Origin of the sequence: Flagellimonas cixiensis, assembly GCF_042134615.1 — a bacterium.
GTDB classification, from domain to species: Bacteria; Bacteroidota; Bacteroidia; order Flavobacteriales; family Flavobacteriaceae; genus Flagellimonas; species Flagellimonas cixiensis.
Window position 1 is genome coordinate 558,038 of sequence record NZ_CP169639.1, and the last position, 19,339, is coordinate 577,376.

The window sequence follows — 19,339 nt, forward strand, 5'->3', positions numbered from 1 at the left end:
ATTTTCGACACAAAACCTTGTCTAACAGACAAATAAATCAAACTCAAATTCTTTATTTATAATTAGTCTAAATATATTTTGGATAAATAATTATTGGCTTTTACATTTGCCTTAACTATTTATTTAGACTAATTATAAATAATAAAATGAAACATATACTACTCATTCTTTGCTTCGCATTCTATTCCATTGCACAAGCTCAATCAGGAAATGTAACTGGAAAAGTAACGGACCAACGAAACAACCCCTTGGCCAATGTTAACATTGCAGTTTCCAATACCAGTTTAGGGACAAACACAAATTATTCAGGGAACTATGAAATATCCGACCTTGCCCCTGGCTCCTACACTTTGACGTTTTCTATGGTTGGTTTTGGTACACAGAACAAAACAGTGACTGTTTATGCCGATCAGACCACAAACGTACAGACCATTACTTTGGTGGAACGCCAAGAGCAACTCAATGAAGTTGTGGTGGAAGGCAACCAAGTAAACAAATTTGCCCGTAAAGCAAGTGTTTATGTGTCCAAAATGCCCTTAAAGGACATTGAAAACCCACAGGTGTACAATTCTATCTCCACCGAATTGTTGCAGGACCAAGTAGTGACCAATTTTGATGATGCCCTTAAAAATGCACCAGGTATCGATAAGCTGTGGGAATCAACCGGTAGAGGAAACGATGGGGCAGGCTATTTCTCCCTTCGCGGTTTTGCCGTGCAACCTACCATGATCAATGGATTGCCCGGTCTGACCAATGGCAGTCCCGACCCTGCCAATATAGAGTCCATCGAAGTGATCAAAGGCCCATCGGGAACCCTGTACGGCAGTAGTTTAATTTCTTACGGTGGTTTGATCAACATCAACACCAAAAAACCTTTCTACGGTTTTGGAGGAAATATCTCCTACACTTCAGGGAGCTATGGATTGAACAGGGTAACCGCCGATGTAAACACCACCTTGGGCAACCAGAATAACATTGCGCTCCGGGTTAATACTTCATACCATACTCAAAACAGCTATCAAGATGCTGGGTTTAGAAAATCGTTCTTTTTTGCGCCATCATTGGCATTTCAGGCAAGTGACAGACTTTCGTTCAACATCAACACAGAATTCTATAACGGCAGAAGCACTAACCAAACCATGCTATTCCTAGACCGTGGTTCGCCACTTCGCGTGACCAATTTGGATGAATTGGGATACGATTACAAACGCTCGTACACTAGTAACGATTTGTATATAGACACCCCAACCTACAGTTTCCAAGGTCAAATGAACTTTATTTTGAGTAATTCCTGGACCTCCCAAACCGTAATTTCTAGATCCAATGCAAAATCGGATGGGTACTACTCCTACTTGTACGAGATAACCTCAACCGTGGAAGGGCTTTCAGAAACTCCGCTGGAAGATGGTATCATCTTGGCGCGCTACACCAGTAACCAAAACTCCGAAACCTTGGGAACCGATATTCAACAGAATTTTATTGGGGATTTCAACATCGGGACCATGCGCAACCGTTTGGTGGTAGGACTGGATTACCTCAAAACAAGAACCATCAATAACAGCACAGGCTACGGAAACCAAGGTTTCATTTACGTAGGAGCCAATCCAAATGAATTTCAAGCTGTGGTCCCTGCCCTACACGATTATTTCGGAACTCCAATGGGAACTGGACTGTACGACTCTGGTGTTTTGACTCAAGCTGGTGCCGATGCCGGAATTGCCACACTGGCCAATCCGGGAGCACAATTTAGTGAGGCAGAACAAGAAATTTTCAGTGCCTACGCTTCCAACGTAATCAATCTATTGCCTGAATTGTCTGCCATGGCCAGTTTGCGTGTGGATCGTTTCTCCAACGACGGGTACAATCAAACGGCTTTTTCTCCAAAATTCGGAGTGGTATATCAGCCTATTTTGAACAAAGTTTCCCTATTCGCCAACTACATGAACGGGTTTAGCAACATAGCTCCCGTAACCGAGCTATCCGACGGAAACACCTCCGTTAGGGCATTAAATCCAGAGCATGCCAACCAGTTTGAGGTAGGTACCAAATTGAACTTGTTCAACGATAAACTTTCCGCCACCTTGAGCTACTACGACATTACCGTTAGTGATATGGCGCAACGTATCGATACCGATGCCGACAACTACTTCTACACCCAAAATGGCGAACAGACCAGCAAAGGTTTTGAAGCGAGCGTGATCGCCTCTCCAGTTGACGGATTGAACATTGTGGCAGGCTACAGCTACAACGATAGCCAATTGGTAGAAGGGGCAGCAAGCTTTACAGGGTTCAGACCCGAAAGTGCAGGTCCAATGAACTTGGCCAATGTTTGGGCAAGCTATCGATTCACTCAAGGCACCTTGGAAAACTTTGGAATTGGATTTGGAGGTAACTACGCCAGCGAGAACAAAATCTTTAATAGATCTAACGGTACATTTACTATTGATGAGTACACCATTCTAAATGCATCTGCTTTTTATGATGCAAGAGACTTCAGAATCACTTTGAAACTGGACAACATTGCCAACAAAGACTATTACAAAGGCTGGTCTACCATCAGTCCTCAAAACTTGAGAAGTCTTTCTGCCAACTTTACCTATAAATTCTAAGAAAATGAAAAAACTTTTTGCAACCTTATTGCTCATAACATTGCCCGTACTGTCGGCCTCAGCCCATTATTTATGGATAGAAACAAACGGCACCGGAGCCTTGGGGCAAGCGCAGGAAGTCCGTGTGCACTATGGCGAATACACTTATGGTGTTATCGAAAAAGTGAACGGAGAAGCCTTTCCTTCGGTTTCCAAGTTTACCCTTTGGGTAATTGCTCCCGATGGCACCAAGACCGAATTGAGCACTGAAGCTATGGAAGAATTTTATCTCGCGAGCTTTACCCCATCTCAGAAGGGCGTGTACACCATTGCTTTGAACAACAATGAAATTGATGTGATCGATTATACACAATACGATTTCGGGATTTTCAAGACGCACTATCATTCCACTGCTAAAGTTCAAGTGGGAACCGATGGCGACACGAAAACCGCAAATCCCGATGGAATTGTGGTAAAGCAATTGGAAACGGATGGAGACGAAATCAGACTTCAGGTATTGTACAAGGGCGAACCCATCGCCGAAAACGAGCTTAAGGTCTATGTTTCCGACCTATGGTCCAAAACCTTGTACACCGACGACAATGGGGAGGTTTCCTTTGCCTTGCCTTGGGACACCAAGTACATTGTGGAGACCACAACAAAGGAAGAAATTCCAGGCACTTACCATGGTGAGGCTTATGAATTTATTTGGCATTGTGCCACCTATTGCATAACACCATAAGCATGGCCACAGGAATTTCCCTTCTCACTTTTATTTCCTTTTATCTGCTGTACAGTACATCAAAAAAAATGTCGGCAGTGGGAAATCTTGGCTTTGAACCATCTATCGCTGAGCATAGAAAGACAGCAATATATATCGGTTTGGCCCTAATGATTTTATCATTGGGGCTTAGCTGCTATCACTGGGGATTCGGTTCGGGTACGTTCACCTTTTTCATTCTCTTGATGACCATTTCAAGTTTGGTGATCCTCTTAGCTCCCTTACAATTGTTGAATTACCGTTTTCTGGGCACTCTTTTTTTATGCTCCATCCTTTTTGAAACCTTATTGTTTTAAGTATGCCAGCCAACAAAAAATATTTGACCCCATCACCTTCGCAACGATTTGCAAAAATAACCGCAGCTATTTTGGGTGGATTTATTGTTGCAGTTTTGTTTCATATGGCCTTGGCTAGTTGGTTCAATCACATAGCAGTGATCATCACCAGCACTTTTTCGGCCTTTATTCTTTGGGCCGTTTTAATGGTTGTTGCTTTTTTGGGCAAGAACGGCTGGAAAGTCTGGGGCATTTACCTTTTGGCCAGCTTGGCCCTCTTTGTCTTATTTTATTTTGGAAACCAAACCAACCCACTTGTTTAAACCTATGGGAAACCGCATCTACAATATATTGTTCCATACCCATACCGTAAGCGGTATTGTGATCAGCGTTGCACTTTACGTAATATTCTTCACAGGATCTTTTTCTTTTTTTAGGGATGAAATTGCCAATTGGCAGCGCGGACATTCCGTTAGTCAAGAAGATGCATTGCCCGGAAGTGTGGATGGGCATCTTAACGATCTCTCCAAAGAATACTATTTGTACGGTCGGGATGTGGAGTTGAGACATTATTATAATGAACGGAGTATTTCCGTCAACTTGGGCACTTCGAAAGATTCATTGGCTTCGGAGGAGGACAAAGCGCCTGTATTTTTCTACTTGGACCCGGAGTCCAAGGCCAAAACCGATAGCTATGCCAGTAATTACCATTTGGGGGAATTCCTGTACCGCCTCCACTTCTTGGATCAAATCCCCTACCCTTACGGCAGGACCTTGGCGGGGTTTGTGGCTTTCTTGTTTCTGTTTGCGATTATAACAGGAATCTTGGTGCATTGGAACAAGATCGTTTCCAACTTTTACACCTTCAGGCCGTGGGCCAAACTCAAAACCATGTGGACGGATGCCCATACAGCACTGGGTGTGATAGGATTTCCATTTCAGTTGGTGTATGCCGTAACGGGAGCCTTCTTTTTACTCAAAGGTATTTTGGTGCTTCCGATGGTGATGGGACTGTATGATGGTGATCAAAACAAATTGTACGAAGATTTGGAATATAACCATCCCGTTTATGAATTCCAGAATGAAAAATTGGAAAAGACCATCAATCTGGATCAATACGTTGCGGAGATGAAAGAAGAATGGGGCGATTTTCGGGTCACGGAGACGCATATTTTCAATTACGGCGACCAGAACATGCACGCTGCCATTAGTGGATATCTTGGATATGATACCAAATTGAACGGCTTGGGCTACCGCATTTACAAAGTAGCTGATGGTTCCATAGCACAAGAAAAAGTACCGATTGCCCCAACTTCCTATTTGGATGGGGTGAAAAATATGATGTTCCGACTCCATTTTGGCGATTACGCAGGCTATGGGCTACGGGTGATTTCTTTTATCCTCGGATTGGTTTCCTGTTTTGTGATTCTATCGGGAATAATGATTTGGCTCGTGGCACGTGATAAAAAGAATATTCCAGAAAAACGTAGAAAGTTCAACCAACAAGTGGCCAATTGGTATATGGCCATTTGCCTTACCCTACTTCCCGTTACCGCTTTGGAATTTATTATCGTAAAGTTTGCGCCAACAGTGAACATGGGTTTCTTGTACCAAACGTATTTTCCGATTTGGTTGGTGGCCACCGTGTTCTTTATCCTTAAAAAGGATATTGCTTTTACCAACAAATGGACGTTGATCTCTGGTGGTATTTTGGGCTTGCTGGTTCCGATTGCCAATGGAATTGCATCGGGCAATTGGATGTGGGTCACCTATAAAAATGGTTACCAGCACATTCTATTGGTGGATTTGCTTTGGCTGATTCTGGGGATTGTGTCCCTTTGGGTCGCTTTCTTCAAATTAGGCAAGAAAGAAACAGGGAAAGTCGCAAGTAAAGCAGTTTAAAAAACTTATCTCTTATAAAAACCCTTGTGCTTAAGGGAGTGGCATTCCTGTAAAACTTCCATCAACACTTCTTGATCAATCTCTTCCAATGAAAAATAGCGAAGGGATTTGACCACCTTTCGGTTTTCATTGACCATTTTATCCAAATGCAGTGTCAAATGGGCCGAATTCCAAAAAGCAATATCCACATACTTCTTTTTTTGGGACACATTTAAATAGCAAATAGGCTGTTTGCCTGCATAAAAGCAAGGGATACTCCATTTATATTTCATGTCCACATTAGGAACAACAGACTCGATTACAGCTTTTAGATGCAATAAAATGCTTCGGTAAGGTTCTTTCTGGTTGATGATATATTCTTCGGCCGGGTTCATAGGCTAAAATTATACCAATATTCAAAAAAATTATTTTTATTCAATTTTTATTTTAACTTTGATTTTCAAAGTACTTTAATATGGATTCAAAAAAATACTTGGAGGATATAACGCAGATCAAGGACATGATGAGTCGTTCCTCCCGATTTATATCGCTTACAGGCCTTTCTGGTATACTAGCTGGAATTTATGCCATAGCTGGAGCAACAATTGCTTATTTATTCCTTCTTCCCACAAAGGGTGAACCCATTACCATAAGTAGTATTCACTTCAAATTTTTAATTGGTATCCTAATATTGGTAGCAGTTCTAAGTTTTGTTACTGCCTATTTACTCACTACGAGAAAAGCAAAACGAAATAATGAAAAAATATGGGATGACACCACAAAAAGATTGTTGATCAACTTTTTTGTCCCTTTAATTACTGGAGGTATTTATATCCTAATCAAACTTAATAGTAGACATTATGGTCTTACTGCTTCATTAATGCTTATTTTTTATGGATTAGCATTAATCAACGCATCAAAATATACCATTGGCACGGTAAAATACCTTGGTTACAGTCAAATCGTGATCGGATTGATCTGTGCTGCATTTCCAGGTTACGGGTTTTGGTTTTGGGTATTAGGATTCGGTATTTTGCACATTGTATATGGCACAATAATGCATTTTAAAGAGGAAAAGCGATAATATGGGGCTAATTGATAATATCAACAAACTATTCGACCATCGAATTCGATTGGGTATTATGTCCATTTTAATGGTCAATGATGATGTTGATTTTAATCGCCTTAAGGAACTTTTGGATGTTACCGATGGTAATTTGGCAAGCCATACCAAGACTTTGGAGAAAGCAGAATACATAAAAATTGAAAAATCGTTCATTGGAAAAAAACCCAACACCAAATATTCACTTACCGTACTGGGCAAACAGGCTTTTAAAAAGCATATTGCCGCTCTTGAGCAAATAATTAAGAATCAAAACTAAATTTTTTTATCAATTCACTTTGTTTTTCAAAGTTCTTTAAATTAATAAATATGACACCACAAAAACGCATCGGAAATTGGCTAAAAAACTCTATATCAGCAAAAATGATCACGGTTGGATTCCTGATCTTAGTTCTATTGATTCCTTTGGGCTTTGTAGATGACCTTATTCGCGAACGAGGCCAAAGACAACGTGAAGTAATTTCAGAAATCAATACCAAATGGGGTGAAGAAGTTATTATCAACGGCCCTATTTTAAAAGTGCCCTACCATCAATATGTAGAAGAAAAAGTATTCGATGAAAAAACCAAAACTTTTCTAAAGACTCAAAAAGCAGTAAAGCATGAGGCTTATTTCTTTCCAGATGAACTCGACGTAAACGCTAACGTCACCACTCAACCATTGGAACGTGGCATATATAAATCCGTCGTGTACACTGCCGACTCCAATATTAAAGGTAGTTTTTCCACACTGGACCTTACTGAAACGGATATTGAGGACAAGGACATGCTTTGGGATAAAGCTACCATTTTATATAAGGTGAGCAATTTAAAAGGCATTCGAAACACTGTTGCCATTAATTTCAACAATCACAAATATGATTTAAAGCCCAAGTTCGACAATGCATACATGAATACACTTGAATCCGGTTTTATTGTGAACCTTAAAGAAATTCAAAACAATAAACTAAAATTTGAATCCAATATCTCAATAAATGGCAGTAATCGCTTGCAATATGTCCCTGTTGGTAAGGAAACCAAGGTGGACATGAAGTCCAATTGGCACTCCCCAAGTTTTAATGGCAATTTTTTACCTAGTACAGAAGGAAAGAAAATTTCAGAAAACGGTTTTGAAGCACAATGGCAAGTTCTCGAAACCAATAGAAGGTTTGGACAGTCATTTTTTGACACCCTACCGCAACTCACAGAATTTGCCTTTGGTACAGAATTTTTGATTCCGGTAGATGATTATCAAAAAACATCTCGAACCAGTAAATATGGCTTTATGATTATTGGTCTAACCCTTTTAGTTTTTCTATTGATTCAAATAAGCAGTAAAATACCAATTCATCCATTCCAATATTTAATGATTGGTTTGGCCTTGGTCTTGTTTTATACTCTTTTAATATCCATTTCCGAGCACAAAAACTATCTTTTTGCCTATTTGATTTCAGGGATAGCCGTAGTTTCATTAATAACGGTTTATTCAAGATCAATTCTAAAAAGCACAAAATTTACAATGTTGATTTTGGGCTCGATGTTAGGGCTTTACTCATTCATTTTTGTGATTATTCAACTGGAAGATTATGCGCTTTTGGTTGGAAGTATTGGACTTTTCGTGATTTTGGCCACCATTATGTTTACCTCAAGAAAGATTGATTGGTCGGGACAACTTGCAAATTAAAAACCAGTGGACTGCTCTGGGATTTCCAGGGCAGTTTGCTCCTTTTCGAAACCACTTAACTACGCTTAAACAACTTTTTCAGCAACTTCAGTAAAAAAAGAGCAGCAAAACCAATGACAAGTCCAAAAATAAAATCCTTGAGTAAGGTGGGCAGACTTGGAAACAAATGGTGGAAAAATTCAATGTTATGGTTAAATATACCTCCAGAAACCAGTAACAAGGCCAAGGTTCCCACAATGGACAATCCTTTTATAACCTTTGGAAGTGCACTCACCAAAACTTTTCCCACATTATCTGAAAAACTATCGGTTTCTTTATTCAAATTGATGAGGCGATACCCATAATCATCCATTCGAACAATCAAAGCAACAATGCCATAAACTCCTACAGTGGCTATAATTGCCACAACCGATACCGATACAATCTGAACGGTCAATGATTCATTGACCACCGTACTCAGTGCTATAATTACAATTTCTATGGACAGTATAAAATCGGTTACGATGGCCTCTTTGATCTTTTGTTTTTCCAATTCGGGCAATTTTTCTTCTGGCACCTCATTTATACGTTTTTTATGCCCTTCTTCCTTACGGTGAAAAATATATTCGTAAACTTTCTCCGCTCCTTCATACGCCAAATAAACTCCGCCTAAAATTAAGATAACGGTAATGGCCACGGGTAAATAAGCACTCAACAAAAAAGCGACAGGAAGAATGATCAACTTGTTCAAAAAAGAACCTTTGGTAATCGCCCAAAGCACTGGAATTTCACGACTGGATAAAAACCCGGTTGCTTTTTCGGCATTTACCGCCAAGTCATCGCCCAAAATACCCGCTGTTTTTTTAGTTGCAATTTTACTCATGGTTGCCACATCGTCCATCAATGCGGAAATATCATCCAACACGGCAAAAAAACCAGAAGCCATAGAAAAAATTTAAGGTTAGTGTTATGTCTACGTTGGGAACAAAATAAATAAATCAAACCCTAACCGCAGTAAACCTTGTGTAATAAAATTCGTTTTTACGAAACACCTTTCATGGACATTAGGGTGGCTACCCAAATTATAAGTGAGGAAAAGAAAATTCCAATCGTATTGGCCGCGAAGGCCTGTCGTTTTTTCATTTTAAATATGTACGAAGCAATACTTCCGGCATAAACACCTGTTCCCGGCAATGGAATCATCACAAAGAGCACGATGCCCATAAACCCAAAGCGCTGTATGTTCTTGCCCGAACTTTTTTTGGCACGTTGGCCGACATAAACGGCGGATTTTTTGTAGAATCGCCATTTGATCAGGTGACGATTAATGTACTTTAAAAAGAACATCATCAAAGGAAATACGGCCACATTGGCTGCAAAGCACACAACAAACACAAGGTACACGTTCACCCCTTGGTACATTCCATAAGGAATGCCCACTTTGGCCTCACCAAATGGGGAAAGGCTCCAAAGCGCTGCAATGATCAAGTCAATGTGCAAGGTGTCGAGGTTTTAAGCTAGCAAACCTAGTGATGATTTTGCATAGTGGTGTGTTTTCGTTCCTTAAAAATTTATTAATTGTGATTTTTCAAATGTCATTTTTTAAAGCAATTCCCCAACAACTTTACGTACAGGTTAACAGTTTGTAAAATGTGATCGTAGTGGTTAAATCACTACTAAAGTTTTTTAGTTTTGAAAAAACCATCAACATGAAATTCCAATCCTTTTTTATCGCATTTTTTACCACGGTCAGTCTTTTATCACAGGAACACACTCATAAAAGTTCAAGGGCCCTTGAATTTCCAGATGTTCCAGGATATATTACTTTAAAAACGGACCTACACCAGCATACCGTATTTTCTGATGGTGATGTTTGGCCAACCATTAGGGTCGGCGAAGCACTGCGCGATAATCTTGATGTGATTTCTTTGACAGAACACTTGGAATATCAACCCCATAAAGAAGATATTCCGCATCCAGACCGAAACCGTTCCTATGAAATCGCCCTAAAAGAAGCCCAAGACCACGACCTATTGATCATTCATGGTTCGGAAATAACCAGGCAGGCGCCCATGGGGCACAGTAATGCCATTTTTATTGATGATGCGAACAAGTTGTTGAACAATAAAGCTGAAAATGCCTTCGAAGAGGCAAAAAAACAAGGGGCATTTGTGTTTTGGAACCATCCGGCTTGGTACGCACAATCGCCAACTGGTAATCCGATTTTGAGCGATTTTCAAAAAGAACGCATCAAAAATGGGGAATTGCATGGTATCGAAGTGATCAATGTTGGGGATTATGCCGAGGAGTCGTTGGCATTGGCCTTGGAAAACAATTTGACCATTATGGGAACCAGTGATATTCATGGATTAATCGATTGGGATTATGTAGGAAAAGGGATAGACCGACCTGTAACTTTGGTTTTTGCCAAGGAGAGAACCCCTCAATCGATGAAAGAAGCTTTGTTTGCCGGCAGGACGGTTGCTGTGTTCAATTCATTGTTTGTGGGAAAAAAGGAAAATTTGGTGCCCTTGCTCAAAGCCAGTGTGGTTATTGAAAAAGCGGAATACATTGATAAAACTTCTATTTTGGAAGTTACGGTTAAGAATGTGACCAGCAGTGACCTCTTGTTCGAAAATCAAATGGAATATACTTTCTATTCCAGCTCACCGGTATTTACCCTTCCTGCTGGTGAAACCAAAACGCTTAATATTAAAACCTTGGAAAAAAAGGAAAATATCACCCTCACCTTAAAGGCGTTGAGCGCTTATGTTGCACCGAAAGAACAAGCAATTATTCGTTGGGACATTAATGCGAACTAAAAATCAGGCTACGGAAGGAAAAGGAGCGCCATTGATTGCCGCATCAAAATCGGCCCAGATTTTACTGATCAATTCCTTTGGGGTATTATCGGAAATGGTCACCCATTTACGGTCCACATCCACATCAAAGCAAAAACGAGAAAAATCGCCAGAATAATCACTGTCCAACTTTGAAAGAAGGAACTTTGTGATTCTTGGTCTTAACTTGTACTCGAGGTCAATACAAGTCCGTTTCATTGCTGGATTGTCATCTCCAGAAAATAACCAGTTAAACTTCACTTTATCGCAAGTATAGGATGTACAATATACCAAAAAACAATACATTACAACCCCCTTGTTGATAATTCTCGATTTTCGGTCTATTCTTTCCCGTCAACGTAGTTTTGAAGGTAACCATATCGTGGTGTCAGTTGACCATTTTGGGTCATTCTGGCTCGTTCCAAAATTCCATCGGCATCGCCATCAAAAAATGCTGGGATCACATATTTAGAAAAGGCTTCACCGAACCCAACACTGGCATCCCTAGGCAGTTCGCAAGGCAAATTATCCACGGCCATGACGGCAATTACATCTTCCTTTTTAAAATCATCCTCGCTTTCAGTCACTGGATTGTACCCATAAATGGGGTCCGCAATGGTTGATGGCTTTATGGTGGATGCTACCGGGCCATCGATATCGCAACTGATATCTGCGACCACTTTAATTTTAAAATCAGGCTGTTTGGCATCTTCACGGGTATACAAATAGGGCGCTCCATCCCCATAAAAGTGTCCGGCAATGTAGAAATCGGTTGCTTTGGCAAAACGAAAGAAATTGGATTGATAATCTCCAGGGTTTTGGAAGAAATCGATCTTGCTTCCACGAACCCCATCTTTTCTTTTATTGTATTCAGCGGCATCTATTTGGCAGTACACCGGTTCGGTAAAAGTTTTGTGCAGATAATCGTCCACACCAACTTTCATTAACCCCATACCGTCCAACATTTCTTTGGCGCCATTGCCTACCCTCCCCTTTCCTGTTAAAAGGATTTTGATGTTGGGTAGTTTAATTTTTTTAAGTTCCGCTATCAACGCCTGTTGGTCCTTACGATTTTCGGCTTTGGGCAATTTGAACAAACCGTATTTTAATCCATAAGCTCGGAATCCGTTGTAGGCGCCCACTATTCCCGCATACCGCCCGAAAGCTACCAACCGTTGCCCTTTTGAATTGGTTATGACCTCATGATCATACAGCTCAATATTTTTTTGGAGAATGGCGCACAATAAATCCCTATTATAAGGTTGTTTTTTTATGGTGTGGGAAAAGAAAAAATATTTTTTATTGGCTACCAAAGCATCAATAGGCACTTCTTTTACCCCCAAAAGCACATCGCAGGATTCCATATCATCACCGACCAACAAGCCTTTTTCTGTGTATTCTGCATCGGAAAAAGTTCGGATGGGTGACGATTCCACCAAAATTTCTGCCTCTGGAAACTGTTCCAAGACATTTTGACATTCTGATGGAGACAAAACCACCCTGCGATCTGGCGGATTTTTACGTTCGCGAATAATTCCGAATTTCATAAACTGCTTTGGTATAATTATTGACCAAAATAAGGGTATTGGATAGATAGCGCAAACTTTTTGTGTTTTGAAGATATAAGTTACCTTTGCCGCCCGCGTTAGGGATAGAGGTGGTATCCTTTTTCTGTTTTTCGACTGCGCTCGAAATGACAGAAAAAGATAAAGCCGATAGCCCAACCACCACAAGTGTAGCGAGTGGGGGAAACGCCAACACTTCGACTGCGCTCAGTGCAGGATTTGTTCTTTGATAAAAAAATGAGTGAAATCTTCGGATTCTAGGCCCTTCGACTATGCTCAGGGCAAAATTCGATTACGCAAATCATTGATTTGCCATCTCATTATGGGGCCGACTGGTTTTGACAGCGAGACCAATGGTTATGTAAGCATGTCGAGCTATGGGAATGATGCTCGTTAATTCAATGTCTCAACTTTTTTAAATGGCGAGTCTAACTACGCTTTAGCTGCTTAATTGACTGAATTATAGTAAGTCCAAGCCTCGGCGCGCAAGGCGCGCAAGCTGAATGTCCCTTGACAGCCCTTGTTGATGGCGGTCTTTTTTGGGGCACCATAAAAGTCAACATAGCGATCTTATAGCTTCGATAAGGTCGTAAAACTTAAGAAGCTAAGCGTACGATAGGCTGTTTTGGGTCGGTCGTGCGTCGAAAATTGAACCAAAACTAAGCATGTAGAAAGCCTAGTTATTGCTTGTTTGGACGAGGGTTCGAATCCCTCCGGCTCCACTGAAATAGTATAAAAACAAAATACCAGATCTGTAAATTATTAATAAACAGATCTGGTGTTTTTCGTTTCAAAAATCAGTTCTAAATCTCCCAATATTTTGTGATTAGGGTAAAAGCACGCATACTACTATCCAAGGAACCTGTTTTTTTTTGACACTAAAAAACTACCATAGACATTAAAATCTTCCAACAAATTAAAAAAGCTTTTGCCTCCCTCGAATGATAATATTGCTTAACCGGAATACCGTGGCAATATGAAATGTAAAAATTGACCCCTCTCAAAAACCTGATTTGAAAATTTTTCATGCCTACTTGGGTCAAATTTGCAGTTGATCTTAAGTTTAAATCACTTGATATATTATTGATTACCGCAATATTTAAATAATTGACCTTATAAAATAGGACTCATAGATGAACAGGTAGAAAGGAAAATTTGTGAACCCTACAACTTGAATCGCTTTATGGGCACTGTACATTATAGGCTTACGATGTTTTTGAATCCCCTTTAAAAGAATCACCCGCTTATGAACATTACCAACTTAAATTGAAACATTTTACGAAGTATTCCTTGCCTCACTAGTTTTCCTTTAACACTGAGCACCAGTTACATCAATTAAAAGACGAATCACAAAATTAATATGTGTATTTATTACATTTATTATAAATAAATTGTATTTTTAGAGGGCACATTAACAATTATATCTAAACCAAACCCTCAAATGAACATTTTTTTAAGAAAAAAAAGCGCATCATTATTTGTCGCTCTGCTCACCTGCATTTTAGGATATACCCAAATTGTAAAGTCCAAATTAATCGATAACGGAGGTAGCGGTCCTTATAAATCTATTGCGGTTACAGAAGAATCATTATCCAATTATGTTGTCTATAGGCCTGAAAACATAAAAAAAGCTGTAAAAAAAGAAGGGAAGCTTCCAATTTTCGTTTTTGCCAATGGAGGTTGTAACGACACTTCAATCACCCATGAAAAAGTACTTACGGACATTGCTTCACATGGTTATATTGTAGTAGCTCTTGGAGCACTTCAGGCTGACCTCAAAGACCGTGAACTTAACAAAACTGATGGCTCCATGATGCTAGCTGCCATGGACTGGTTAGCAGAACAAAATGCGTTGAAGAAGTCGGATTACCACAACACCATAGATCTTAACAAAATTGCTACAGGAGGACAATCATGTGGTGGTTGCCATGTACTGGCCACGGCCAAAGACCCAAGGGTAAAGACCGCTATTATGTACAACTCTGGTATCGGTGAAATGACAATGGCCGATGCTTCCCCAGAAACATTAAAAAATGTATCACAGCCCATACTTTATATTATAGGTGGCGAGTCTGATGTAGCATATTCTAATGCTGTAAAAGACTACGCAAACCTAAACAATGTTCCCGTTGCCTTTGCCAATCTACTTGAAGGTGGTCATATGGGAACCTTTGCTGAACAATATGGCGGGTCATTTTCTGACATGGCCTTGGATTGGTTGGATTGGCAACTAAAAGATAAATCGGACAATGCCTCCTTATTTGTAGATAGTGACCTTTCGGACTACCCAGGTTGGACCTTGGAGAGCAAGAATTTCAACTAAAAATTAAGGACGATGAAATATTTTATCAAAACCTATGTATTGGTTTTTGTTGTTGCTGTATGCTTTTTAAACTCTTGCACTATCTCAGACCCCACCCAGGTAAAAGTATCAGGCGGGATTGTTCAGGGTACCGTAGAGGATAGTTTAACCATTTTTAAGGGCATCCCTTTTGCCGCACCTCCCGTTGGTGAACTTAGGTGGAAACCTCCACAACCTTTAGAATCTTGGGAAGGCGTAAAACAAACAACTGAGTTTGCCCCTTCCCCCTTTCAGGGCGGTAATCCTCCCGGAGGAAAAAGTGAAGATTGCCTCTACCTGAATATATGGACCCCAGCAAAATCTTTCGATGAAAAATTACCCGTTTTGGTATGGATCTACGGAGGTGGATTTGGAGGTGGGTCTACCGCCTACCCCGTTCATGATGGGGCTAACTTGGCCCAAAAAGATGTTGTCTTGGTAAGTATAGCCTACCGTGTTGGCACCATTGGTTTTCTTGCACATCCTGAGTTAAGTGAGGAAAGTCCCAACGATGTATCCGGAAACTATGGTTTGCTCGACCAAATTGCAGCACTGGAGTGGATTCAAGAAAACATTTCAGCCTTTGGGGGCGACCCTAATCAAGTGACCATTTTTGGTGAATCTGCTGGAGGTATTGCCGTGAGCATGTTATGCGCTTCTCCATTGGCAAAAGGCCTATTTCATGGTGCCATTTCGCAAAGTGGTGGTTCGTTCGGTCCTACCAGACCTACCACCTACCCCGGTGAAAATATGAAAACACTACAGCAAGCTGAAGCTGATGGGTTGACCTTTACGGAAAAAGCAGGAGCCTCTTCAATTGAGGAATTACGAAAGTTGCCACCCGAAGAGCTACCTTCTGGGATGGGAATGACAGGAGGTTGGCCTATCGTAGATGGATACGTAATTCCAGACGTTCAAACAAAACTATACAAAGAAGGTACATATAACGATGTGCCAGTAATGATAGGGTATAACTCTGATGAAGGAGCAAGCTTTTTAAGAGTTGGCGAACCAGAGGCCTACGTGAAAAGTGTAGAAGAACGTTATGGCCCCTATGCCGATACTTTGCTTATAGCCTATCCACCTGGTGAAGAAAAAGTCGCCAAAACAGCTCGTGATCTTAGTCGGGATGCAGCTTTTGGCTGGCAAACCTGGATTTGGGGGCGTTTGCAATCACAGACCGGAAATTCAAAGGTGTACTACTATTACTTTGATCAACACCCGGATTATCCCGAAGGTTCACCAAAGTATGGGTATGGTTCACCCCATGGTCAAGACGTAGCCTATGCTTTCATGAATCTAAATAAGGATGATGAGAACACAACGACAGGAGACCTTAAGCTTCAAGAAATCATGGGAACCTATTGGACCAACTTTGCCAAGTATGGAAATCCAAATGGTGAAAGAGTCCCCAAATGGCCAGAATTCAGTGATGAGAATCCAGATGTATTGTATTTAATGACCAACCCCCATGCGGGTCCAGTACCAAGTGAAGAATCCATGAAAGTACTGGACAGTTATTTCCAATGGAGAATGACACCTGAAGGAATGACTTGGGCCAAATAAGCTTAAAATCATGAAATATTCAACCATTACATCCCCTGTTAGACAAGTCTTACGGATTGCCTCAATATGTCTATTGATGTCTGGAACCATTTGGACCTCCATAGGACAAGAGGATATTGATGTGGGTAAAACTGGGTGGGAAACCAAAAGACCCGTTGTCGCATCGGCATGTGCAAACGGATGCCCATGGGGAGAGCTTGGTGACTTCATACAGGCCGCCATGGAACCTTTAGGCTACGCTGTGATTATTTGCAGAAACTGCAACCGTTTTTACGGCCCAAGTTTGGTCTCAAACAGCAGCTACCCTCCTCCACTCGATGATTATAACATTGAAGACGGTTTAAATTTCCGAATCGATGCCCCTGTGGATTTCGGAATTACTTCCAGCGCCATGCTTTATAATGCCTATAAAAACGATTTTGGGGGTGGCCCATTTAAAAACTTGCGACTCATTGCCAAAATTGAGGATCCCTACTATTTTCTAATGGCCATCAATAAGAAGTCTGGGATTGAAAGCATCCAACAAATCAAAGAGCAAAAACTGCCCGTAAGGTTTTATGGATTTAGTGCCGATTTAGAAGAGGTCCTAAACTATAACGATATCTCTAGGGAAGATATTCTTGATTGGGGTGGCAAAATAGATGTGACCCGAGAAAAAGCTGAAGCAGGTGAGTTTGATATCATGTCGGGATTTCTTGCCACACCCGCCATGAATCCAGAATCTGACCAATGGACGGTGATCAGTCAAAGATACGACCTCCATTTTCTGGAATTCCCCGATGATTTAAGAAAAAAGATTGCTGAGAATAATGTGGATGCAGAATTGGTAGTTGCACATCAATCCATGTTACGGGGCATGAACAAAAAAATAAGGACTGTTGGTCGATCAGGAGAATCCTTTTTTATCCGGGATGATGCTCCTGAACAAGCTGCCTATGACATTGCCAAAGCAATTGATCAAAGTCATGGGTTGTTAAAATGGTACATACGCATTTACACCTACGACCCCAACACCGTATGGAAAAATTTTGGGGTTCCCTTGCACCCTGGAGCTGAAAGGTACTATCGAGAAAAAGGATACATAAAATAAAATAACACAATGAAAAAACTTACGTTTATTCTTATTTGCGTCGTTCTTTTGGGAGGACGCAGCTACGCACAGCGTGGTCCCATTGAGGCCGGTGAAAATATTGCGGTAACCAATACCAAATTCGGAAAAGTTCGAGGTTATATCGACGATGGCATTTTCGCTTTCAAGGGTATACCGTACGCCAAGGCTGACAGATTTATGCCACCACAAGACCCAGACACTTGGGATGATGTACGCCAGTGCACCATTTATGGCCCACAGGTCATGCAAAGAACCGCTCAAGAATGGGGAGGTCAAAGCGATTACAATTTCGGTTTTCAGTTCAGCAAGGAACCCATGGACGAAAAAGAAAGCTTTGTACTTAATGTCTGGACTCAAGGCCTCAACGACGGAAAAAAACGTCCTGTGTGGGTTTGGATTCACGGAGGTGGCTATTCTGCAGGTTCCGCCAACCAACTTCCCTTTTTTGATGGCCGTTCCTTGGCCAATAAAGGAGACATTGTAGTGGTTACCATCAACCATAGGTTAAACACTCTTGGTTACATGGACCTTAGAGGATTGGGCGGAAAATATTCAGAGTCTGTAAACCTAGGCCAGCAGGATATAGTGGCAGCGTTGAAATGGGTAAAGGAAAACATCGCCAATTTTGGAGGAGACCCTAATACTGTCACCATCGATGGTCAATCTGGTGGAGGTGGAAAGGTTTCAATTATGACCGCTATGCCGTCCGCAGCAGGATTGTTCCAACGTGCGATTATTCAAAGTGGATTGAGTAGCATACCCAGTAATGATACTGATTCTAAAGCCTTCGGATTGGCTTTTGCCGCAGCTTTAGGAGTGACGCCCGATAATCCTGAAAAGTTAAATGAATTTTCTTACGAAGAATTGGTTGCTGCCGAACGAAAAGCCTCAATGATACTTAGGGCTTCTGGCAGCGGAATCAGAGGTAGAAGCGGCCCTGTGGTAGATGGTAAATACATCGTACAAAGTCCCTTTGATGAGGAACCAGCAGATTTCTCCAAAGATGTGGCCATCATTATCGGCACTGATTTGCATGAATTCAATTATTATGATCGGGCTATTATAACCCCTAAGACCTTGGACGAGGTTAAAGTTGAAATTGCAAAACGTTATGGTGAGGAGAATGTGGACAACTATATCGAGATGTATCGTAAAGCGTATCCAGACCAAAAGGAACCTCATCACATGCTCACCTTTGATGCCATGTTCAGAAACGGAGCCATAAAACAGGCCGAGCTAAAGAGTGCTCCCGGAAATGCTCCGGTATACACGTATCTATTTACATGGCTCACCCCTGTTAACGATGGTAGTTTAGGGGCCAGTCATGGTGTAGAACTTCCATTTGTATTCAACAATATTGCCATGGCCCGCCCACTGACCGGTGGAGGGAAAGATGCTTATGAATTGGCCGATAAAATAAGTTCCGCATGGATCAACTTTGTAAAAACGGGAGACCCCAATACAAAGGGGCTACCCAAGTGGAATCCCTATCGGCCAGATCAGGGAGACACCATGATTTTTGATAACGATTGTAAAATTGTTCACAATCATGATAAAGAACTGATCAAGTTTGTGAGCCAATATCCCTTTCCCCCCATGTTTCGGTGAAATCAATAAAAAACAATTT

Annotated in this window: 18 protein-coding genes and 1 other RNA gene; 14 read left to right on the top strand and 5 right to left on the bottom strand. The window is 41.1% G+C overall.

Features of this window, described 5'->3' with window-relative positions; genetic code table 11:
- Positions 1-146: 146 nt before the first annotated feature.
- Genes ABT310_RS02505 through ABT310_RS02525 form a run of 5 tightly spaced genes read left to right on the top strand, consistent with a single transcriptional unit; the run spans position 147 to position 5,546 of the window.
- Positions 147-2,609, top strand: coding sequence for a TonB-dependent receptor domain-containing protein (locus ABT310_RS02505; RefSeq protein WP_375325191.1), 2,463 nt, complete (start codon positions 147-149; stop codon positions 2,607-2,609).
- A 4-nt stretch (positions 2,610-2,613) separates the two neighbouring features.
- Positions 2,614-3,330, top strand: a complete 717-nt coding sequence (locus ABT310_RS02510) for a DUF4198 domain-containing protein (RefSeq protein WP_375325192.1) — start codon at positions 2,614-2,616, stop codon at positions 3,328-3,330.
- A gap of 2 nt (positions 3,331-3,332) precedes the next feature.
- Positions 3,333-3,665: a hypothetical protein gene (locus ABT310_RS02515; protein ID WP_375325193.1), complete on the top strand. Its 333-nt coding sequence runs from the start codon at positions 3,333-3,335 to the stop codon at positions 3,663-3,665.
- Between the two features lie 2 nt (positions 3,666-3,667).
- The gene (locus ABT310_RS02520) at positions 3,668-3,967 is read left to right on the top strand and encodes a hypothetical protein (RefSeq protein WP_375325194.1); all 300 of its coding nucleotides are present in this window, start codon (positions 3,668-3,670) and stop codon (positions 3,965-3,967) included.
- A 4-nt stretch (positions 3,968-3,971) separates the two neighbouring features.
- Positions 3,972-5,546, top strand: coding sequence for a PepSY-associated TM helix domain-containing protein (locus ABT310_RS02525; protein WP_375325195.1), 1,575 nt, complete (start codon positions 3,972-3,974; stop codon positions 5,544-5,546).
- Between the two features lie 5 nt (positions 5,547-5,551).
- Here the strand turns inward: ABT310_RS02525 and ABT310_RS02530 are convergent, their stop codons facing one another.
- Complete coding sequence (locus ABT310_RS02530) at positions 5,552-5,920, bottom strand: DUF1801 domain-containing protein (protein WP_375325196.1); 369 nt, start codon at positions 5,918-5,920, stop codon at positions 5,552-5,554.
- A gap of 80 nt (positions 5,921-6,000) precedes the next feature.
- Between ABT310_RS02530 and ABT310_RS02535 the strand changes: the two genes are divergently transcribed.
- From ABT310_RS02535 to creD, 3 genes are read left to right on the top strand one after another with little or no spacing between them, the layout of a single operon-like run.
- Positions 6,001-6,609, top strand: a complete 609-nt coding sequence (locus ABT310_RS02535) for a hypothetical protein (RefSeq protein ID WP_375325197.1) — start codon at positions 6,001-6,003, stop codon at positions 6,607-6,609.
- 1 nt (position 6,610) lies between these two features.
- Positions 6,611-6,907 carry a winged helix-turn-helix domain-containing protein gene (locus ABT310_RS02540; protein ID WP_375325198.1) on the top strand — a complete coding sequence of 99 codons (297 nt, stop codon included), beginning with the start codon at positions 6,611-6,613 and terminating at the stop codon, positions 6,905-6,907.
- Positions 6,908-6,957: 50 nt separating this feature from the next.
- Positions 6,958-8,310, top strand: a complete 1,353-nt coding sequence (gene creD / locus ABT310_RS02545; protein ID WP_375325199.1) for a cell envelope integrity protein CreD — start codon at positions 6,958-6,960, stop codon at positions 8,308-8,310.
- Positions 8,311-8,365: 55 nt separating this feature from the next.
- Here the strand turns inward: creD and ABT310_RS02550 are convergent, their stop codons facing one another.
- Positions 8,366-9,235, bottom strand: coding sequence for a DUF808 domain-containing protein (locus ABT310_RS02550; RefSeq protein ID WP_375325200.1), 870 nt, complete (start codon positions 9,233-9,235; stop codon positions 8,366-8,368).
- A 95-nt stretch (positions 9,236-9,330) separates the two neighbouring features.
- Positions 9,331-9,789 (bottom strand): COG2426 family protein, encoded by a 459-nt coding sequence (locus ABT310_RS02555; RefSeq protein WP_375325201.1) that lies wholly within the window; start codon positions 9,787-9,789, stop codon positions 9,331-9,333.
- Between the two features lie 209 nt (positions 9,790-9,998).
- Between ABT310_RS02555 and ABT310_RS02560 the strand changes: the two genes are divergently transcribed.
- Positions 9,999-11,111: an Sb-PDE family phosphodiesterase gene (locus ABT310_RS02560; protein WP_375325202.1), complete on the top strand. Its 1,113-nt coding sequence runs from the start codon at positions 9,999-10,001 to the stop codon at positions 11,109-11,111.
- Positions 11,112-11,114: 3 nt separating this feature from the next.
- Here ABT310_RS02560 and ABT310_RS02565 read toward each other — a convergent pair whose 3' ends face one another.
- Positions 11,115-11,348 (bottom strand): hypothetical protein, encoded by a 234-nt coding sequence (locus ABT310_RS02565; RefSeq protein WP_375325203.1) that lies wholly within the window; start codon positions 11,346-11,348, stop codon positions 11,115-11,117.
- Between the two features lie 122 nt (positions 11,349-11,470).
- Entirely contained in the window at positions 11,471-12,676 is a 1,206-nt protein-coding gene (locus ABT310_RS02570; RefSeq protein WP_375325204.1) for an NAD(P)-dependent oxidoreductase, read from the bottom strand.
- Positions 12,677-13,018: 342 nt separating this feature from the next.
- Here ABT310_RS02570 and ssrA point away from each other — a divergent pair.
- The 5 genes from ssrA to ABT310_RS02595 all read left to right on the top strand — a co-directional run bounded on the left by ssrA (position 13,019) and on the right by ABT310_RS02595 (position 19,320).
- Positions 13,019-13,419: a transfer-messenger RNA gene (ssrA, locus tag ABT310_RS02575) on the top strand.
- Positions 13,420-14,135: 716 nt separating this feature from the next.
- Positions 14,136-15,017, top strand: a complete 882-nt coding sequence (locus ABT310_RS02580; RefSeq protein WP_375325205.1) for a hypothetical protein — start codon at positions 14,136-14,138, stop codon at positions 15,015-15,017.
- A gap of 12 nt (positions 15,018-15,029) precedes the next feature.
- Positions 15,030-16,601, top strand: a complete 1,572-nt coding sequence (locus tag ABT310_RS02585; protein ID WP_375325206.1) for a carboxylesterase/lipase family protein — start codon at positions 15,030-15,032, stop codon at positions 16,599-16,601.
- A gap of 76 nt (positions 16,602-16,677) precedes the next feature.
- Positions 16,678-17,691, top strand: a complete 1,014-nt coding sequence (locus tag ABT310_RS02590; protein ID WP_375325207.1) for a TAXI family TRAP transporter solute-binding subunit — start codon at positions 16,678-16,680, stop codon at positions 17,689-17,691.
- 9 nt (positions 17,692-17,700) lie between these two features.
- Positions 17,701-19,320, top strand: coding sequence for a carboxylesterase/lipase family protein (locus ABT310_RS02595; protein WP_375325208.1), 1,620 nt, complete (start codon positions 17,701-17,703; stop codon positions 19,318-19,320).
- The last annotated feature ends 19 nt before the right edge of the window (positions 19,321-19,339 follow it).

Bases quoted from the DNA above. Each gene is read 5' to 3' on its own strand.
- ABT310_RS02505 (WP_375325191.1), top strand. From the start codon at position 147: ATGAAACATATACTACTCATTCTTTGCTTCGCATTCTATTCCATTGCA.
- ABT310_RS02510 (WP_375325192.1), top strand. From the start codon at position 2,614: ATGAAAAAACTTTTTGCAACCTTATTGCTCATAACATTGCCCGTACTG.
- ABT310_RS02515 (WP_375325193.1), top strand. From the start codon at position 3,333: ATGGCCACAGGAATTTCCCTTCTCACTTTTATTTCCTTTTATCTGCTG.
- ABT310_RS02520 (WP_375325194.1), top strand. From the start codon at position 3,668: ATGCCAGCCAACAAAAAATATTTGACCCCATCACCTTCGCAACGATTT.
- ABT310_RS02525 (WP_375325195.1), top strand. From the start codon at position 3,972: ATGGGAAACCGCATCTACAATATATTGTTCCATACCCATACCGTAAGC.
- ABT310_RS02530 (WP_375325196.1), bottom strand. From the start codon at position 5,920: ATGAACCCGGCCGAAGAATATATCATCAACCAGAAAGAACCTTACCGA.
- ABT310_RS02535 (WP_375325197.1), top strand. From the start codon at position 6,001: ATGGATTCAAAAAAATACTTGGAGGATATAACGCAGATCAAGGACATG.
- ABT310_RS02540 (WP_375325198.1), top strand. From the start codon at position 6,611: ATGGGGCTAATTGATAATATCAACAAACTATTCGACCATCGAATTCGA.
- creD (WP_375325199.1), top strand. From the start codon at position 6,958: ATGACACCACAAAAACGCATCGGAAATTGGCTAAAAAACTCTATATCA.
- ABT310_RS02550 (WP_375325200.1), bottom strand. From the start codon at position 9,235: ATGGCTTCTGGTTTTTTTGCCGTGTTGGATGATATTTCCGCATTGATG.
- ABT310_RS02560 (WP_375325202.1), top strand. From the start codon at position 9,999: ATGAAATTCCAATCCTTTTTTATCGCATTTTTTACCACGGTCAGTCTT.
- ABT310_RS02565 (WP_375325203.1), bottom strand. From the start codon at position 11,348: ATGAAACGGACTTGTATTGACCTCGAGTACAAGTTAAGACCAAGAATC.
- ABT310_RS02570 (WP_375325204.1), bottom strand. From the start codon at position 12,676: ATGAAATTCGGAATTATTCGCGAACGTAAAAATCCGCCAGATCGCAGG.
- ABT310_RS02580 (WP_375325205.1), top strand. From the start codon at position 14,136: ATGAACATTTTTTTAAGAAAAAAAAGCGCATCATTATTTGTCGCTCTG.
- ABT310_RS02585 (WP_375325206.1), top strand. From the start codon at position 15,030: ATGAAATATTTTATCAAAACCTATGTATTGGTTTTTGTTGTTGCTGTA.
- ABT310_RS02590 (WP_375325207.1), top strand. From the start codon at position 16,678: ATGTCTGGAACCATTTGGACCTCCATAGGACAAGAGGATATTGATGTG.
- ABT310_RS02595 (WP_375325208.1), top strand. From the start codon at position 17,701: ATGAAAAAACTTACGTTTATTCTTATTTGCGTCGTTCTTTTGGGAGGA.